This is a genomic window from Halostagnicola kamekurae (genome assembly GCF_900116205.1).
GTDB lineage: Archaea > Halobacteriota > Halobacteria > Halobacteriales > Natrialbaceae > Halostagnicola > Halostagnicola kamekurae.
Genome location: NZ_FOZS01000002.1, coordinates 1039774 through 1054538, shown reverse-complemented (window position 1 = coordinate 1054538; position 14765 = coordinate 1039774). Strand labels below are relative to the sequence as shown.

14 protein-coding genes and 1 tRNA gene are annotated in these 14765 nt (G+C 63.1%); 9 read left to right on the top strand and 6 right to left on the bottom strand.

Annotated elements, in window-relative coordinates:
* Positions 1-32: 32 nt before the first annotated feature.
* Together BM348_RS13160 and BM348_RS13155 are read left to right on the top strand one after the other, a co-directional pair.
* Positions 33-2495 carry a DNA topoisomerase VI subunit B gene (locus BM348_RS13160; RefSeq protein WP_092905243.1) on the top strand — a complete coding sequence of 821 codons (2463 nt, stop codon included), beginning with the start codon at positions 33-35 and terminating at the stop codon, positions 2493-2495.
* Positions 2492-3583: a DNA topoisomerase IV subunit A gene (locus tag BM348_RS13155; protein WP_092905242.1), complete on the top strand. Its 1092-nt coding sequence runs from the start codon at positions 2492-2494 to the stop codon at positions 3581-3583. The genes BM348_RS13160 and BM348_RS13155 overlap by 4 nt, the downstream gene beginning before the upstream one ends.
* A gap of 578 nt (positions 3584-4161) precedes the next feature.
* Here the strand turns inward: BM348_RS13155 and BM348_RS13145 are convergent.
* A complete protein-coding gene (locus tag BM348_RS13145; RefSeq protein WP_092905240.1) occupies positions 4162-4773 on the bottom strand; it encodes a DUF7342 family protein in 612 nt (203 codons plus the stop codon).
* Between the two features lie 110 nt (positions 4774-4883).
* On the bottom strand, positions 4884-5738 hold the full coding sequence (locus BM348_RS13140) for a polysaccharide deacetylase family protein (protein ID WP_175507180.1): 855 nt from the start codon (positions 5736-5738) through the stop codon (positions 4884-4886).
* 206 nt (positions 5739-5944) lie between these two features.
* Here BM348_RS13140 and BM348_RS13135 point away from each other — a divergent pair, with 206 nt between their 5' ends.
* Positions 5945-6379 carry a hypothetical protein gene (locus BM348_RS13135; RefSeq protein ID WP_092905239.1) on the top strand — a complete coding sequence of 145 codons (435 nt, stop codon included), beginning with the start codon at positions 5945-5947 and terminating at the stop codon, positions 6377-6379.
* Between the two features lie 31 nt (positions 6380-6410).
* On the opposite strand, the gene BM348_RS13130 is transcribed toward BM348_RS13135, so the two are convergent.
* Together BM348_RS13130 and BM348_RS13125 are read right to left on the bottom strand one after the other, a co-directional pair.
* The gene (locus BM348_RS13130) at positions 6411-7169 is read right to left on the bottom strand and encodes an MBL fold metallo-hydrolase (protein WP_092905238.1); all 759 of its coding nucleotides are present in this window, start codon (positions 7167-7169) and stop codon (positions 6411-6413) included.
* Positions 7170-7231: 62 nt separating this feature from the next.
* Positions 7232-7969 carry a fumarylacetoacetate hydrolase family protein gene (locus tag BM348_RS13125; RefSeq protein ID WP_092905600.1) on the bottom strand — a complete coding sequence of 246 codons (738 nt, stop codon included), beginning with the start codon at positions 7967-7969 and terminating at the stop codon, positions 7232-7234.
* Positions 7970-8291: 322 nt separating this feature from the next.
* Between BM348_RS13125 and BM348_RS13120 the strand changes: the two genes are divergently transcribed.
* The 3 genes from BM348_RS13120 (at position 8292) to BM348_RS13110 (ending at position 9368) form a co-directional block, all read left to right on the top strand.
* Positions 8292-8366: transfer RNA gene (locus BM348_RS13120), tRNA-Glu, on the top strand.
* A gap of 384 nt (positions 8367-8750) precedes the next feature.
* The gene (locus tag BM348_RS13115; protein ID WP_092905237.1) at positions 8751-9020 is read left to right on the top strand and encodes a PadR family transcriptional regulator; all 270 of its coding nucleotides are present in this window, start codon (positions 8751-8753) and stop codon (positions 9018-9020) included.
* A 120-nt stretch (positions 9021-9140) separates the two neighbouring features.
* A complete protein-coding gene (locus BM348_RS13110) occupies positions 9141-9368 on the top strand; it encodes a DUF5795 family protein (RefSeq protein WP_092905236.1) in 228 nt (75 codons plus the stop codon).
* Between the two features lie 32 nt (positions 9369-9400).
* Here BM348_RS13110 and BM348_RS13105 read toward each other — a convergent pair whose 3' ends face one another.
* Entirely contained in the window at positions 9401-10273 is an 873-nt protein-coding gene (locus tag BM348_RS13105) for a UbiA family prenyltransferase (protein ID WP_394328098.1), read from the bottom strand.
* A 531-nt stretch (positions 10274-10804) separates the two neighbouring features.
* Between BM348_RS13105 and sucC the strand changes: the two genes are divergently transcribed.
* On the top strand, positions 10805-11953 hold the full coding sequence (gene sucC, locus BM348_RS13100; protein WP_092905234.1) for an ADP-forming succinate--CoA ligase subunit beta: 1149 nt from the start codon (positions 10805-10807) through the stop codon (positions 11951-11953).
* Positions 11950-12819 carry a succinate--CoA ligase subunit alpha gene (gene sucD / locus BM348_RS13095; protein WP_092905233.1) on the top strand — a complete coding sequence of 290 codons (870 nt, stop codon included), beginning with the start codon at positions 11950-11952 and terminating at the stop codon, positions 12817-12819. The genes sucC and sucD overlap by 4 nt, the downstream gene beginning before the upstream one ends.
* A 122-nt stretch (positions 12820-12941) precedes the next feature.
* On the opposite strand, the gene BM348_RS13090 is transcribed toward sucD, so the two are convergent.
* Complete coding sequence (locus tag BM348_RS13090) at positions 12942-13433, bottom strand: pyridoxamine 5'-phosphate oxidase family protein (protein ID WP_092905232.1); 492 nt, start codon at positions 13431-13433, stop codon at positions 12942-12944.
* Positions 13434-13571: 138 nt separating this feature from the next.
* On the opposite strand from BM348_RS13090, the gene bioB reads away from it, so the two are divergent.
* Positions 13572-14711: a biotin synthase BioB gene (gene bioB / locus BM348_RS13085; RefSeq protein ID WP_092905231.1), complete on the top strand. Its 1140-nt coding sequence runs from the start codon at positions 13572-13574 to the stop codon at positions 14709-14711.
* Positions 14712-14765 lie beyond the last annotated feature (54 nt).

Genomic DNA, 14765 nt, shown 5'->3' with positions numbered 1-14765 from the left:
GCTTTTAGCCCCGCCGCTAATAAGGGGAAACGATGACGTCGTTCCAGTCGACGCTCGGCGAGGAGGAGGGGATCGCCGAAGAGCTGGCCGAAAACCAGCGCGCGATCTCCATCGCCGAGTTCTTCGAGAAGAACAAGCACATGCTCGGCTTCGACAGCGGTGCTCGAGGCCTCGTGACGGCCGTCAAAGAGGCCGTCGACAACGCGCTCGACGCCGCCGAGGAAGCCGGTATTCTCCCCGATATCTACGTCGAAATTCAGGAGGAGGGCGATTACTACCGGCTGATCGTCGAGGACAACGGGCCGGGGCTAACGAAGGAATCGCTGCCGAAAGTCTTCGGGAAACTACTCTACGGCTCGCGATTTCACGCTCGCGAACAGTCTCGCGGACAGCAGGGGATCGGGATCTCCGCGGCCGTCCTCTACTCGCAACTGACAAGCGGGAAACCCGCCAAGATCACGAGTCGCACGCAGGGCTCGAGTGAGGCGGAGTACTTCGAGCTGATCATCGACACCGACGACAACGAGCCCGAGATCAGCGTCGAAGAGACTGCCTCGTGGGACCGCCCCCACGGCACGCGCATCGAACTCGAGATGGAGGCGAACATGCGTGCGCGTGCACAGCTCCACGATTACATCAAGCACACGGCGGTCGTCAACCCCCACGCCCGACTCGAGCTCAAGGAGCCGAACGAGCACTTCAAGGCCGAACGGGCGACCGACGAACTGCCCGAGGAGACCGAAGAGATCCGGCCCCACCCTCACGGCGTCGAACTCGGCACCGTGATGAAGATGCTCTCGGCGACGGACTCACACAGCATCTCCGGGTTCCTCCAGGAGGAGTTCACCCGCGTCGGGAAGAAGACCGCTACCTCGGTCATCGACGAGTTCCGCGACCGGCACTTCGGCCGGGAGATGTCCTGGGCGACGCCGGACGCCGACGACGGGGATGCGGTCGCGGCTGCCATCGAGGACGCGACGGCGAACAAGGGAGCGACTGCGACGGCAGACTTTGCAGAAACCATCGCCACGACCGTCGAAAACCGCGAGCGGCTCTGTCACCACAAACTGGTCGATATCGTCGAGTCCGCCGCCGAATCGGCCGAGGACGAGCACGGAACGACCTTCGGCGAGACGGTTCGAGAGAACGCCGTCGCGGCGGCGTGGGCCGAACTCGTCGAACTCGAGGGCGAATCCGACGAGAGCGGTTCCGCGGAGGCCGAGTCAGACAGCGACTCCCGAATCGTCGCCGACCTCTACGCGCTTGCCGACGACGCGACGAGCACGCGAAAGGACGACGCGGTTATCCACGCCTTCGCCGAGCGGCTCGCGGGCAAGTTCGAAGACGCGGACGACCGACGCCACCGATTCACCCATGCGGCGCTCCGCTCGGCCGTCGACCGCGCCGCCGAGTTGACCGAGGAGTACGACGACGCCGCGTTCGGCGACACCGCCCGAGAGAACGTCGTCGAGGCCATCTGGGGCGTCATGCGGACGGTTCCCGACGACCCGCCGCTGGTTCGAGAGCTCACGGAGGACCGGGACGCCTCGAGCCAGCTCGTCGACGGGATGCGCGCGACCGACATCATGGCGCCGCCGACGCGGTGTCTCTCGCCGATCACCGACGAACTCATCGAAGCCGGACTGCGAAAGGAGTTCGACGCCGACTTCTACGCGGCTGCGACGCGCGATGCTGGCGTTTCCGGCGGCGATCCGTTCATCGTCGAGGCGGGAATCGCCTACGGCGGCGACCTCGAGGCGGAGGGGAGCGCGGACGTGCTCCGATTCGCGAACCGCGTGCCGCTGGTCTACCAGCGCGGTGCCTGTGCGACGACCGACGTCGTCAAACAGATCGGCTGGCGGAACTACGGGCTCGACCAGCCCGGCGGCTCCGGGGTTCCAAACGGCCCCGCCGTGATCATGGTCCACGTGGCGTCGACGAACGTGCCGTTCACGAGCGAGTCCAAAGACGCCGTCGCGAACGTTCCCGAGATCGAAGACGAGATCGAACTCGCCATCCGCGAGGCCGCTCGAGAGCTCAAGAGCTACCTCAACAAGCGCCGCTCGATGGAGAAACGCCGGCGCAAGCAGAGCGTCCTCGGCCAGATCCTCCCGGAGATGGCCGAGAAGGTCGCCGAAGTGACCGACAATCCCGAGCCGAACATCGACGACGCCGTCGCCCGGATCATGAACAACGTGCTCGTCGAGCGCGAACTCGAGGAAAACGGCGACGGACAGTCGGTCTCGATCGTCGTCGAGAACCACACGAGCACGACCGAGTCGTTCGAACTGACTGACATCGTCAGCGCCGAACCGCGCGAACTGTCCGACGGCGCGAACGTCGTCGAGATGGACGGCGAGTGGTTCGTCAAGTGGGACGGCGACGTCTCGAGCGGCGAGGAAGCGACCCTCGAGTACGAAATCGATACGGACGCGTCGTTCGACCTCGACGTGAGCGGCGTCGAAAGCGAGAAACTAACCGTGACAGACCAATGAGTTCGGACACCAACCAGGAAGCGAGAGAACAGTTGATCGACCTCGCCGCGGAGTTTTACGAGCAGTTCGAGGGGGGAGAGATACCGAGCATGACGCTCCCGACTCGAACGAAGAGCAACATCGAGTACGACGAGGACAAGGGCGTCTGGGTCTACGGCGACCGGACGTCGACCCGATCCGCGAACTCGGTCCGCGGCGCCCGGAAGCTCCTGCGAGCCGTCTACACCATCGAGTTCCTCGCAGACCAACTCGAGGAAGACCGCTCGTCGACGTTGCGTGAGTTGTACTACCTCTCCGAAAGCTGGGACAACGACAACGCCCAGTTCAACGATCAGGACGAGTCCAACCAGTTGATCGAGGACCTAGAGATCGTCTCGGAGGTCACCCGTGAGGACTTTCACATGCGACCCGAGGAGTCGGGCGCGAAGGTGATGGGGCCGCTCCACATCCGCGAGCAGACGAACCGCGGCGAACGCGACATCCACTGTCAACTCGACGTGGGACAGGGTGGCTACCAGATCCCGAACAACCCCGACACGATCGAGTTCCTCGACAACGACGCCGACTTCGTCCTCTGTGTCGAGACCGGCGGGATGCGAGACCGGCTGGTCGAAAACGGATTCGACGCCGACTACGACGCCCTGATCGTCCACCTCGGCGGCCAGCCGGCACGGGCGACGCGTCGACTGATCAGACGGCTCCACGACGAACTCGAGCTTCCGGTGACGGTCTTCGCCGACGGCGACCCGTGGTCCTACCGCATCTACGGCTCGGTCGCCTACGGCTCGATCAAGTCCGCGCACCTCTCGGAGTACCTCGCGACGCCCGAAGCGAAATATATCGGCATCCAGCCGGCCGACATCGTCGAGTACGACCTGCCGACGGACCCGCTCTCGGATTCGGACATCAACGCCTTAGAGAGCGAACTCTCCGATCCGCGCTTCCAGACCGACTACTGGGAAGAGCAGATCGAACTCCAGCTCGAGATCGGAAAGAAAGCGGAACAGCAGTCCCTCGCGGCGCGCGGACTGGACTTCGTGACGGATACGTACCTGCCCGAACGCCTCGAGGCGATGGGCGTTCTGTGAGCGTCCTACCTTCGCTTCCGTGATTGGAGACTCACCGGCCGAGTCGGGACGTGTCGCCGTCTGTGAGACGATATCCTGCAGAGACGCCGTTCGTTTTCGCTGAACTCATGGTGGATTTTCTGCCGTATTGATCTCGGCCACCGAATCGGTCTCGTATGCTCGTCGCCAGAGCTTTAGGACCGCTCGTGCCACCAAGCGCGGTTCAGTGACGGTAATACACGACCGCTCTGCGGTGTGAGATTCCGCGTCCGGTGGCGCATGAAAGTGCATCTCGGGCGAGTGTGGGTTCGGGTGGCGATCGAATCGCCAGTTCACGTCGGCAGAATCCGTGTAGTGAGACGAGTACGCACCGGACGTATACCAGACGACATCGATCCGAGCACGGTCTGCGTTTCCGATCCCATCATCGAAAGACAGCCGAAGCTCTCGAGGACTCAGGACGCTATCGAACGCCTCGTCCGCGAGTAGCGGTTCCCCTCGACGAAACACGTCACGAATCGTCCGGAGTTCAGCCACGTCCGGCGCGCACCGAGATCTCCCGTCAACTCAGTTTGTCGAATCCCTCCCATCGATGGAGGCTAGACCGAGACGTTTCCCGTGCTATCGGAAAACGCGCCGCGGGAGGTCGACGTGTCGTCATTTTCTGGGGAGTTTCCATCGCCAGTGCCGGCATCTGGATCGAAATCGTACAGTGCGAGGGCCGCTTTTGCGATATCGAGATCGGTTTCCGCAGCCCGCCAAGCGGTAACGGTTTCCCACGCGTCGGCCTCGTCTGATTCGATTTGAAACGCGAGGTCGTCGGGATCCGAGGCTTCGAACTCGTTCTGATATGTTCGTATCTGCCCGCGAAGTTCTTTGATACCTTCCGTTAGCTCCTCGCGAGAGAGTGATTGATGGGTGTCACTGATACGCTGCATGGCGACGGTCTGGCGGGAACGTTTGTACCGTTTGCCTCGGCCAGTCGTCACCACATCACCGAATCCGGACGCCGCGAGCGCCTCGAGGTGTTTTCGAGCGGTCGGCTCGCTCACTCTGGCTCTTTCGCCGATTTCTTTCGCGTACTGTGGCGTCGTCGTCGAGAGCAGTACCTCCCGGACGCGTTCGAACTTCGTCGTCGAATCGATCCACTCCTCGAGCACCGCTTCGTTAACGTCCCCGTCCCACGCTCCGGGATTCTCATGCTCAGTCATTGCTGTATCGTTACTGCCACACCCATAAAATATTTTCTTCTGAAAAACATACAAAGGGGTAGTTCGGCAGAGGCGAAGTCCAAGGCCCGAGAGAGCTCCAAAGTGACCAATCACTGAGCCGACGGTGGATTTCGTTCTCGAAAGTCAGTGGCAACCGTTTGCATCCGCTCGAACTCGACGTCTTCTCGAGAGTACATGTGCTCGAACAGTTCCTCGAGGCGGCCGATTCGGTGTGCTTGTCCGATCACCTGCGGGTGCAGCGTCAGGACGTAGACGCCGCCGTCGACGTGTTCAACCATCCAGTCGAACTGGTCGCGCCACTTCCGGAAGATCATCTCCTCGTCGGTGTAACCCATCCGGTGGGGGTCCGCCCAGGTGTAGGTAAACGGCGGGAAGTCGTCGCGCTCCCACGACGGGGGGAGTTCGACGATGTCGGTCGGTTCGCCGCGTTCGTAGGGCGCGTCGGCGGGCGCACGCCACCCCCGCCGGAGGTAGTGCGGTTCGAAATCGGCGGCCATCACGCTCGAGTCCCACTCGAACCCCAACTCGAGGAGGATGTCGAGGGTGTGTGCCGAGAAGTCCCATGCCGGCGAGGCGTACCCCGTCGGACGCTCGCCCGTCAGTTCGACGATGCTCTCGATGCCGCGCTCGATATCCGCCCGTTCGGCCTCCCTGCTCTCGTAGCTCGAGGGGCCGCGGTGGGTCCAGCCGTGGTGTTGGATTCCGTGGCCGGCGTCGGCGACCGCCTCGCAGGCCGCCGGAAAGCTCTCGATGGTGTGGCCGGGGATACACCACGTCGAGGGGAGGTTGTGTTCGTCGTGGAGGTCGAGGAGCCGCGGGGTCCCGACGTCCGCGCCGTAGACCCCTCGGGAGTGTCGCGTCGGCATGTCCCAGGCGTCGAACGCCCAGAGCCACGTCGAGACGGCGTCGAAGTGATACGAAACGCAGACCGTTGCACTCGCCATGTTCGGCGGACGACACGCAGGTGAATATAGCTATCACGGCCAGCGAGTCGATGGAATCGATGGTGATGGCTCCGGGCGTGATAGCGATGGTCCTGAGATCGGTGGGGTGGGTCCGTAGGAGTGGCGACGGTTCCGGTATCGGAAACGGTGCGCGAGTATCCGACAACCGACCACTTACGTGGATGGCGACCCGCCGATAGGGACGAATGCCAGCAGCAGATTTTCAGTACTCGGAGCCGGGTACTGACGACGGTCGTCCGCCAGTCCAGTGTGAGGCGTGCCGTTCCGCTTTCGAATCTGACAGCCGGCAGGCGGTCTCGTTTCTGCTCGTGGATCAGCTCACGATTCCTCTCGTCAGCTGTGAGGACCACCTCGAGCAGTTCGCCTCGGTCTGCGGGTTGACGACCGAAGACGCCGCCGAGACGCTGGACCACCGACCGGCGGGCGGCGTTCGGTGCCCGGGCTGCCAGCACGCACCGCACAGCGGGACCCAGCCCGTGATCCCGGTTCGCGAGGGGGCGGTCCTCGTCGTGGCGTGTCCCGAACACCAGTCGAAGATCCTCCAGCGGTTTCAGGCGGGGATCCAGACGCGACGGACCCTCTCCTCGAGCGTCGATGCCGCGACGCCCTCGTTGCGCTGATCCTGACACGGCGTTCGAGAACGTAGACGGCTTACTCGATCGTTCGGTCGTCCTCGATCCCAGCCGCCGATGGGTTCGGATTCTCGAGAACGACCGGAACCCCTCGAGTCGCCACGTCGACGACGAACGCCTCCGTATTCACCGAAGCCACCTCGTCGTAGATCGGACAGACGAGTCGCGGAGCCATTCGCTCTGCGAGCGTCGCGGCATCGTGTCGATCCATCGTGGTGTCGCCGCAGATCGGCGGAAAGAAAACGTCGACGTCGAGATCCTCGTGGTACTCGAGGGCGTCCGTGTGGCCCGCGAAAAAGGCCCGAACGCCGTCGACGGTGACCGCGTACCCACAGCCCGTTCCCTCGGGGTGGTACGCCGAGCCGTCTCCGCGGGTGTGTGGCCCGTCCGGCTCGTTGTGCGCGGGCGTCGTGAACAGATCCAGCGGGCCGAGTACGAACGACTCGTCGGCGCGAACGCGTTCGACATCGCAGGAGAGATCGGTTGGCGGGGCGCGGACTCGCGCCGTCCGATCCTCCCCACGGGCGTCGATCCCCTGCCCGTCGATCGACTCGTGGATCACCACGACTGCGTCGTCGCGTGCGACCCGTTCGATCCCGTCGGGATCGTAGTGGTGCTCGTGGGTTACCAACACCAGATCGCCGTCTCGAGGGGCCGCGTCCTCGCGGACGGCCGCTCGGTCGGGATCGACGTAGATCACCACGCCCGTTTGGGACTCGAGTCGAACCGTCGCGCGGCCGAGCCAGTCGAACGCCACGGCGCCGTAGCTGACTGTCATGGACGGTCGTTCGGTCGATACGTCGAAAAACGTTCGTCTCCCCGCGATTGGTCGGACCCAATTCAGGGGATTCGAACCGAGTGCGAGAGCGTGCCGACGCCCTCGACTTCGATCTCGACCTCGTCGCCGTCGGCAAGCGGTCCGACGCCTTCCGGCGTGCCGGTCGCGATCACGTCGCCCTCCTCGAGGGTCTGGTAGGTCGTGATTTCGGCGATCAGCTCAGGAATCGGGAAGATGAGCTGATCGAGCGTCCCGTCCTGTTTCAGTTCGCCGTTGACTCGGGACCGAACTGCCGCGTCGTCTGGCACTTCGTCGGGGGTCGCAAGCACCGGTCCGATGGGCGCCGCGCCGTCGAAGGCCTTGCCGCGGACCCAGTTGCGCTCTTCGGACTGGTCGTCGCGGTTCGAGAGGTCGTTCACGCAGGTGAAGCCAGCGATGACGTCCTCCGCGTCCGAGACCGGCACGTGCCGGCACTGCTCGCCGATGACGACACCCAGTTCCGCTTCGTGGTCGATCCGCTCTTTGCCCGCCGGCACGGTCACCGTGTCGCCGTGACTCGAGACCGTGTTCGGCGGTTTGAGAAAGAGCATCGGTCGATCGGGGAGATCCGACCCCATCTCGTCGGCGTGGTCCGCATAGTTGCGTCCGATACAGACGATCTTCGACGGCTCGGTCGGCGGGAGGATATCGATTTCGTCCCCGTCGAAATCGTAGCTCTCGTTCGCGAAGTGGACGGTGCCGTCCTCGAGTTCGCCTCGGCGAACCGCACCGGCGGGGTCACGGAATCTGACGTATTTCATACGAGGTCGTTTGCCGTAGAGATAGAAAAACGTTGAGAACCGCCTCGAGTTCGCCCGCGATCTTCCGCGTTCACTGTATTCTCGCGCTCGAATCGACTTGACGGCATCGAGTACGGCGGGTAGTCCGGTGTACTCCGTCTTCGGTCGGTTGCAGGTGGTCGCGACTCTCGAGGCGTCGCGATGCGTTCGACGCCCGTTTCGGTGCGTCATTCACTGCCACTGGAGGGATGGAACGGAACGCTTTTTATTAGCCCCCGGCAACGGTTGGGTGTAGCTTCACACGACCGCACCGAACTGCGGTAGGGTGTCGAAGCGAACGATCGCTCCGTTGGTGTAGTCCGGCCAATCATTTCGGCCTTTCGAGCCGATGACCAGGGTTCAAATCCCTGACGGAGCACTACAGCGAATAATTCTTTGAGAGAAGTCTCTTCACAATCACCTATCAGCAGGTCGTGATGTTCCACGATCGGCCGGTTCGCTCACATGGCAGTTGTGGGATAAGTGCCGCCTCGAGTCTCGAGACGGCTCGTGATCGACACCAGCTCGAGAGCGCGTTTAGGGACCGATTACCGGGCGTCGCCGTGAACCCACAGTCGAACCGCCGCGGGGCGACCGGCTGACTCGGCGGATTACGGGCCGGGTACGCCACGATCCCGGTCTGACCGCCGTCGCGTTGACAGCCCCTACGCAGCGACCAGGAGTGCCTACTCACTCGAGCGGTCGCCTACAATCCCGTACGAGAATAATAACAAATACTAGATCAGTGGCAGGGGTTCGTGGAATGAACGATCTCACCGGGTTCCAACGAGACCTGTTGTACGTGATCGCCGGCGCCGACCAACCCTCCGGCCAGGACATCAAAGAGGAAATCGAGCAGTACTATAGCTCCGACATCAATCACGGCCGGTTGTACCCGAACCTCGATACGATCGTCAACAAGGAACTAGTCGAGAAGGGGCAACTCGACAGGCGAACGAACTACTACGCGATCACGGAGTCGGGTGAACAAGAGATCGTCGAACGACGCGAGTGGGAGTCACAGTTCCTCTGAGTTCCGTACCGGACCCCCGAGCGCCCGATTGGCGTCACGGCGTTACCCCGGACCGCGATCTCGTTGCCGGTGAATCCGCGCGGTTGAAAGGCTTACGGGCTTGCAGACGGAGTGGAGAGTATGGCCGCAAATCGAGTCGTTCAGGGACGAATGGTCGATTCGAACAAGCTAGCCGAGCTAATCGAAGGCGATTCGGTGATGGAAACCGACGCCATCGAGGAGGCGGATCGATCCTGCCCCGAGTGCGGTGAGAACGTCCTACAGGTCGGCTACATGCCGTCCGTCACCGAGTTCGTCACGGGGTGGAAGTGCCAGGAGTGTGACTGGCGCGAGACGGACAGGGAGTAGGTCGCCGGTCGTTCTCGGCGGTTCCAGGCCGATCACCAGAGCGTTAGCTCGAGGGCAAGCACGCAACAGGCCAGAAAGATCTGTTCGCCGTCGATGACGAAGCCGTAGAAGAGGACGCTCCGATCGCGGGTGGCGAACGGGATGTAGGTGCCCACGTACGCGTTGAACGCGAGCAGGACGAGGAACGTCACTGGAACGAGATTGCCGACGACGCAGACGACGACGCTCGCGGCGACAGCCACGTTCGAAAACTGTGCGAGGATGCGCGTCCGGCGCGTATCGAAAACGACCGGGACCGTCCTGATCCCCGCCGCTCGGTCCCCGTCGATGTCCTTGATGTCGAAGACGATCGCCGCGACCGTCAACATCGTTGTCACGTAGGCGGCCAGAAAGACGATGCCCGGAGCCTCGAGGACGCCGTAGTAGTAACCGACCCCGAGCGGGATCAGCCCCCAGGCGACGCCGACGGTCAGGTTTTTCACGAGGAAGACCCGCTTCAGACGGAAAAACGAGTAGGCGATCGTCACGAGTAGCGGGATCACCGTGTATCTCGCACCCGGTAGTTCGAGGACGACGGCGACGCCGATCGCGAGCACGTAGAGACCGACCCCCAGCGCGAGCAGGAGGCGGCCGTACTCCCGCGTAAACGCCGCGCGGCCGGGGACGTTCCGTGCGTCCTCCTCTAAGTCGGTCACGCGGTTGATGCTGTAGACGAACATCGTCGCGGCGAAGACGATAAAGAGCGGGACCACCTCGAGGCGGAGATCGATGAGGAGCACCGTGACCAGGGCGATACTCGTCGCGGAGAGGGAAATGTGGAGGTTGCTGTTGACGAGAAAGAGAGCGATCGCTTCGAGCCGAGTACGGGCTGACTCGAGGCGCGGAGCCGATCTAAATGAAATCACGGCGTGTACTGTTCTCGTGTGCATTCGGGGGTAGCGAGGGCATTAATGCTGGGGTGGGGATGTCCGGACATGTGCGGTCACTCGTCGATCGATACCGGAATGGAACGCGAGCATTCATCGTTGTCAGAAGGAAACGGGAGCACCGCGTGCCAATGGTCGGCCTCGGGCGGCGGAGAGTCTGCCCCGAGCGAAGATGGGTCTGCCTCGAGCGAAGGCGAATCTCCCCCTGACGAAGTAGATGCGGGAGTACCGAAATTGCGGCGAAACTGCTGCTCGAGCGCGAGATACTTCGGGCAAATTATGACGGTAACTAAGTGGGTTGGTAGCATTATTCAAGCCATGCTACAGGCTGCTGAAATCCACGAACGTCTTTTGTAACCGGATTTGAATTCGGGTTCTTCCAAAGGAAGCCCCGTCGAATTCCGGATACTACCCGAAAGACGAATTACGGTGGTACGTGACAGGGCAACGGTTCTCGCGAGTGGAAACTGCCATGATTTAAGCGACGTGGGAACAGCCGTTCAAACGGACATGAAGCTACACGAGTATCAGGCGAAGCAAGTCTTCGCCGACGCCGGAGTTCCGACGCCGGAGTCGACTCTCGCCTCCGACGTCGACGGCGTCGTCGCCGCGGCCGAGGAGATTAGATACCCAGTCGCGGTCAAAGCGCAGGTACAGGTCGGTGGCCGCGGGAAGGCGGGGGGAATCAAACTCGCCGACGACGAGGATGAAGCCCGTGACGCCGCCGACTCCATTCTCGGGATGGACCTCAAGGGCTACCAGGTGGATCGGGTTCTGGTCGAGGAAGCGGTCGACTTCACGGACGAACTCTACGTCGGTATCACGATGGACCGGGGCGAGGGCAAACCCGTCGCGATGGTCTCGACGAAAGGCGGCGTCGACATCGAAGCCGTCGCCGAGGAAACGCCGGAAGCCATCGCGCGCGAACACATCGACCCCTCGTTCGGGATGCACCCCTACCAGGCTCGGAAGGCAGTCTACGACGCGGGCGTCGACAGGGAGATCGCACGCGACGTCTCGAGCGTCCTCACGACGCTCTACCAGCTCTGGTCGGACCGGGACGGCTCCGACGCGGAGATCAACCCGCTGATGGTCACCAGCGACGACGAGGTCATCGCGGCCGACGCCGTGATGAACATCGACGAGGACGCGCTGTTCCGCCAGCCCGAACTCGCCGAGATGGAAGAGGAAGCGGCAACTGGCGACGCCTTAGAGCAAAAGGCAGACGAGTACGACTTCGACTACGTCCGACTCGAGGGTAACACGGGAATCATCGGCAACGGTGCCGGTCTCGTGATGACCACCCTCGACCTCGTGGACCACTACGGCGGCGAACCCGCCAACTTCCTCGACGTGGGTGGCGGCGCGAAAGCCGACCGAATCGCGAACGCGCTCGATATGGTGTTCTCCGACGAGAACGTCGATTCGGTCGTGTTCAACATCTTCGGGGGTATCACCCGCGGCGACGAGGTCGCCAAGGGGATCAACGAAGCGCTCGAGCAGTTCGACGAGATCCCGAAACCGGTCGTCGTCCGACTGGCCGGCACCAACTGGGAGGAAGGCATGGAAATTCTCAACGAAGACCTCGTGACGGTCGAACAGACCCTCGAGGACGCGGTCCAGCGTGCCGTCGAATACGCTGACGAGGTGGAAGCATGAGTGTACTAGTCGACGACGACACGCGCGTCGTGGTACAGGGCATCACCGGCGGGGAAGGCAAGTTCCACGCCGAACAGATGATGGAGTACGGAACGAACGTCGTCGCCGGTGCGGTCCCCGGCAAAGGCGGGCAGGAGGCCGCCGGCGTTCCAGTCTACGATACGGTCCACGAAGCCGTCGAGGAAGAAAACGCCGACACGTCGGTCATCTTCGTCCCGCCGGCGTTCGCGGGCGACGCCATCTTCGAGTCGCTCGACACCGATCTCGACCTCGCGGTCGCGATCACCGAGGGTATCCCGACTCAGGATATGGCTCGCGTGAACAAGCGACTCTCCGAGACCGATACGCGGCTCATCGGTCCGAACTGCCCCGGTCTCATCACCCCCGGCGAGGCCAAACTCGGCATCCTGCCGGGCAACATCTTCGCCTCGGGCGACGTCGGGCTCGTCTCGCGCTCGGGGACGCTTACCTACCAGGTCGTCGATAGCCTCACGAACCGGGGTATCGGCCAGACCACCGCGATCGGTATCGGCGGCGACCCGATCATCGGCACCGACTTCGTCGACGCCCTCGAGCTCTTCGAGAACGACCCGGACACGAAGGCAATCGCCATGTGCGGCGAGATCGGCGGCGAAGACGAGGAGGAAGCGGCGGCCTACATCGACGAGCACGTCGACACGCCCGTCGCCGGCTTCATCGCCGGTCGAACGGCCCCGCCGGGGAAACGCATGGGCCACGCCGGCGCGATCGTCTCCGGTTCCGGAACCGGCACCGCAGAGAGTAAGATCAGCGCGCTCAACGACGCCGGCGTTCCGGTCGGCGACACGCCCGAGGAAGTCGCGGATCACGTCGAGAGCTTCCTCTAATAACCGAACGGCGTTTCGGCGTCGTGAGACGTTTCGGCATCGCGATTTTTTAACCGACGGTCTCGAACGGGCACGAAGAACGGGGAGGTCAGTCTTCCAATCGACTCGCCGGAATCGAGCAGCTACCCTCTCGTTTCGGAGCCATTCGCCACGTCACGCATTCGATCAGAGAAATCCCATCCGTAGACCGTCGCGGGTTCGATGCTGATCGTCACCTCGTCACGATCCTCGTCGAGTAGGTCCTGTGCGAGTTTCGAGTCCGTTCCTCCGAGGTACCGCTCTACGAGCGACCGGAGGACGTTCTTTTCAGGGTCGGGTTCGACGGTCGCCGTTCCCCAGCCGCGGACGCCTCTGTACGGCGGGTGGTTCGTCGACACTTCGAACGAGAGCTCTGGGGTCTCGGTGAGATACGTGACGACCTTCGCCTCTTTCCCGGTCGCACACTCGAGGACCCACTCCGAACTTCCATCGTTCTCGAGCACGCGAGGGCGATACCACATCGAGAGCATCCACGGCGTCCCAGCGGGCGTTTGACAGCCCAGTCGGATCGGGATCGTTTGCGCCGAGAGGAACTGTTGTATCGCCTCGCTCGAGAGCGAGCCACGGACGTTCATACATGCCCAATTGCGTACCGCCGGTATAGCCTCCCTCCCTCAGAATGTAGGCCGTTGATTCGGCGAGCACAGAGTGAAACTGCCTTCCACGACGGACTGTCCCCAAGAATTATAGTTCCGTAAACTGCTGTAGCTAGCGTGGTTTACGAGACGACCAACCGGACGATCGACGACGCACTCGAGCGGGTGTTCGCCGGCGAACGCCTCGATCGGACCGACGGGCTGGCGCTTATGGCACAGCCGGTCGAACCGCTCGCGGAGGCGGGGGCCGCCGTTCGGGACCGCTTCGGCGACGGCACCGTCGACGCTTGCTCGATCGTCAACGCGAAGGCGGGCAACTGCGCCGAGGACTGCGGTTTTTGCGCGCAGTCGGTCCACTTCGACACCGGCATCGACACCTACGGTTTCCTCGGTCCGGAGAAGATCCTCGAGGCGGCCAAACGCGCCGAACGAGACGGCGCACAGCGTTTCGGCATCGTGGTCGCCGAACGCGGCGTCTCGAAGGAACACCGTCCCGAGGAGTGGGCGGAAGTCCTCGAGTCGATCCGCCTCGTCCGCGAGGAGTGCGACCTCGAGGTCGACGCCTCGCTGGGGATCCTCACGCCCGAAGAGGCCGAAATACTCGCCGCCGAAGGGATCAACCACTACAATCACAACATCGAGACCTCGCCGCGATACTTCCCCGAAATCGTCGACTCCCACAGCTTCGAGGATCGGGTCCACACGCTCGAGGTCGCAAAAGAGGCGGGAATGGACCTCTGTGCGGGCGTCATCCTCGGGATGGGCGAGACGCCGACCGACCGCGTCGACGCGGCCGTCGCGCTCCAGGACATCGGCATCTCGTCGCTGCCGGTCAACGTTCTGAACCCGGTCGCGGGGACCCCGCTGGCCGAGCGGGGCGTCGAGATCAGCACGAAGGAGATCGTCAAGACCGTCGCGGTCTACAAACTGCTCCACCCCGAATCGCGCGTTCGGCTGACGGGCGGACGCGAGGTCAACCTCGCGCCCGACGAACAGCACCTGCCTCTCGAGGCGGGCGCCGACGGCCTGCTCACCGGCGATTATCTGACGACCGAAGGCCAGTCGGCCGGCGACGACATCGAGATCATCGAGCGGGCAGGCCTCGAGCCGAACCAGTCTGTCAACGAGTTCGATCCGGAGGCGGTGAAGGCTCGCGGGCGGCAGGCGGCGGAATCGTCGGCGGAGACGGCAGCGGGAACGTCCACTGAAGCAGCCGGCAACGCCGGCAGTGCCAACGCGGAATCGAGTGACGACTGAGCGATCATCGATGACGAAGCGATTGCCGACGACTGGGAGACGACCGACTTCACG

What these genes read in the sequence shown, in the direction of transcription:
- BM348_RS13160 (WP_092905243.1), top strand. Translation starts at nt 33, where the DNA reads ATGACGTCGTTCCAGTCGACGCTCGGCGAGGAGGAGGGGATCGCCGAA.
- BM348_RS13155 (WP_092905242.1), top strand. Translation starts at nt 2,492, where the DNA reads ATGAGTTCGGACACCAACCAGGAAGCGAGAGAACAGTTGATCGACCTC.
- BM348_RS13145 (WP_092905240.1), bottom strand. Translation starts at nt 4,773, where the DNA reads ATGACTGAGCATGAGAATCCCGGAGCGTGGGACGGGGACGTTAACGAA.
- BM348_RS13140 (WP_175507180.1), bottom strand. Translation starts at nt 5,738, where the DNA reads ATGGCGAGTGCAACGGTCTGCGTTTCGTATCACTTCGACGCCGTCTCG.
- BM348_RS13135 (WP_092905239.1), top strand. Translation starts at nt 5,945, where the DNA reads ATGCCAGCAGCAGATTTTCAGTACTCGGAGCCGGGTACTGACGACGGT.
- BM348_RS13130 (WP_092905238.1), bottom strand. Translation starts at nt 7,169, where the DNA reads ATGACAGTCAGCTACGGCGCCGTGGCGTTCGACTGGCTCGGCCGCGCG.
- BM348_RS13125 (WP_092905600.1), bottom strand. Translation starts at nt 7,969, where the DNA reads ATGAAATACGTCAGATTCCGTGACCCCGCCGGTGCGGTTCGCCGAGGC.
- BM348_RS13115 (WP_092905237.1), top strand. Translation starts at nt 8,751, where the DNA reads ATGAACGATCTCACCGGGTTCCAACGAGACCTGTTGTACGTGATCGCC.
- BM348_RS13110 (WP_092905236.1), top strand. Translation starts at nt 9,141, where the DNA reads ATGGCCGCAAATCGAGTCGTTCAGGGACGAATGGTCGATTCGAACAAG.
- sucC (WP_092905234.1), top strand. Translation starts at nt 10,805, where the DNA reads ATGAAGCTACACGAGTATCAGGCGAAGCAAGTCTTCGCCGACGCCGGA.
- sucD (WP_092905233.1), top strand. Translation starts at nt 11,950, where the DNA reads ATGAGTGTACTAGTCGACGACGACACGCGCGTCGTGGTACAGGGCATC.
- BM348_RS13090 (WP_092905232.1), bottom strand. Translation starts at nt 13,433, where the DNA reads ATGAACGTCCGTGGCTCGCTCTCGAGCGAGGCGATACAACAGTTCCTC.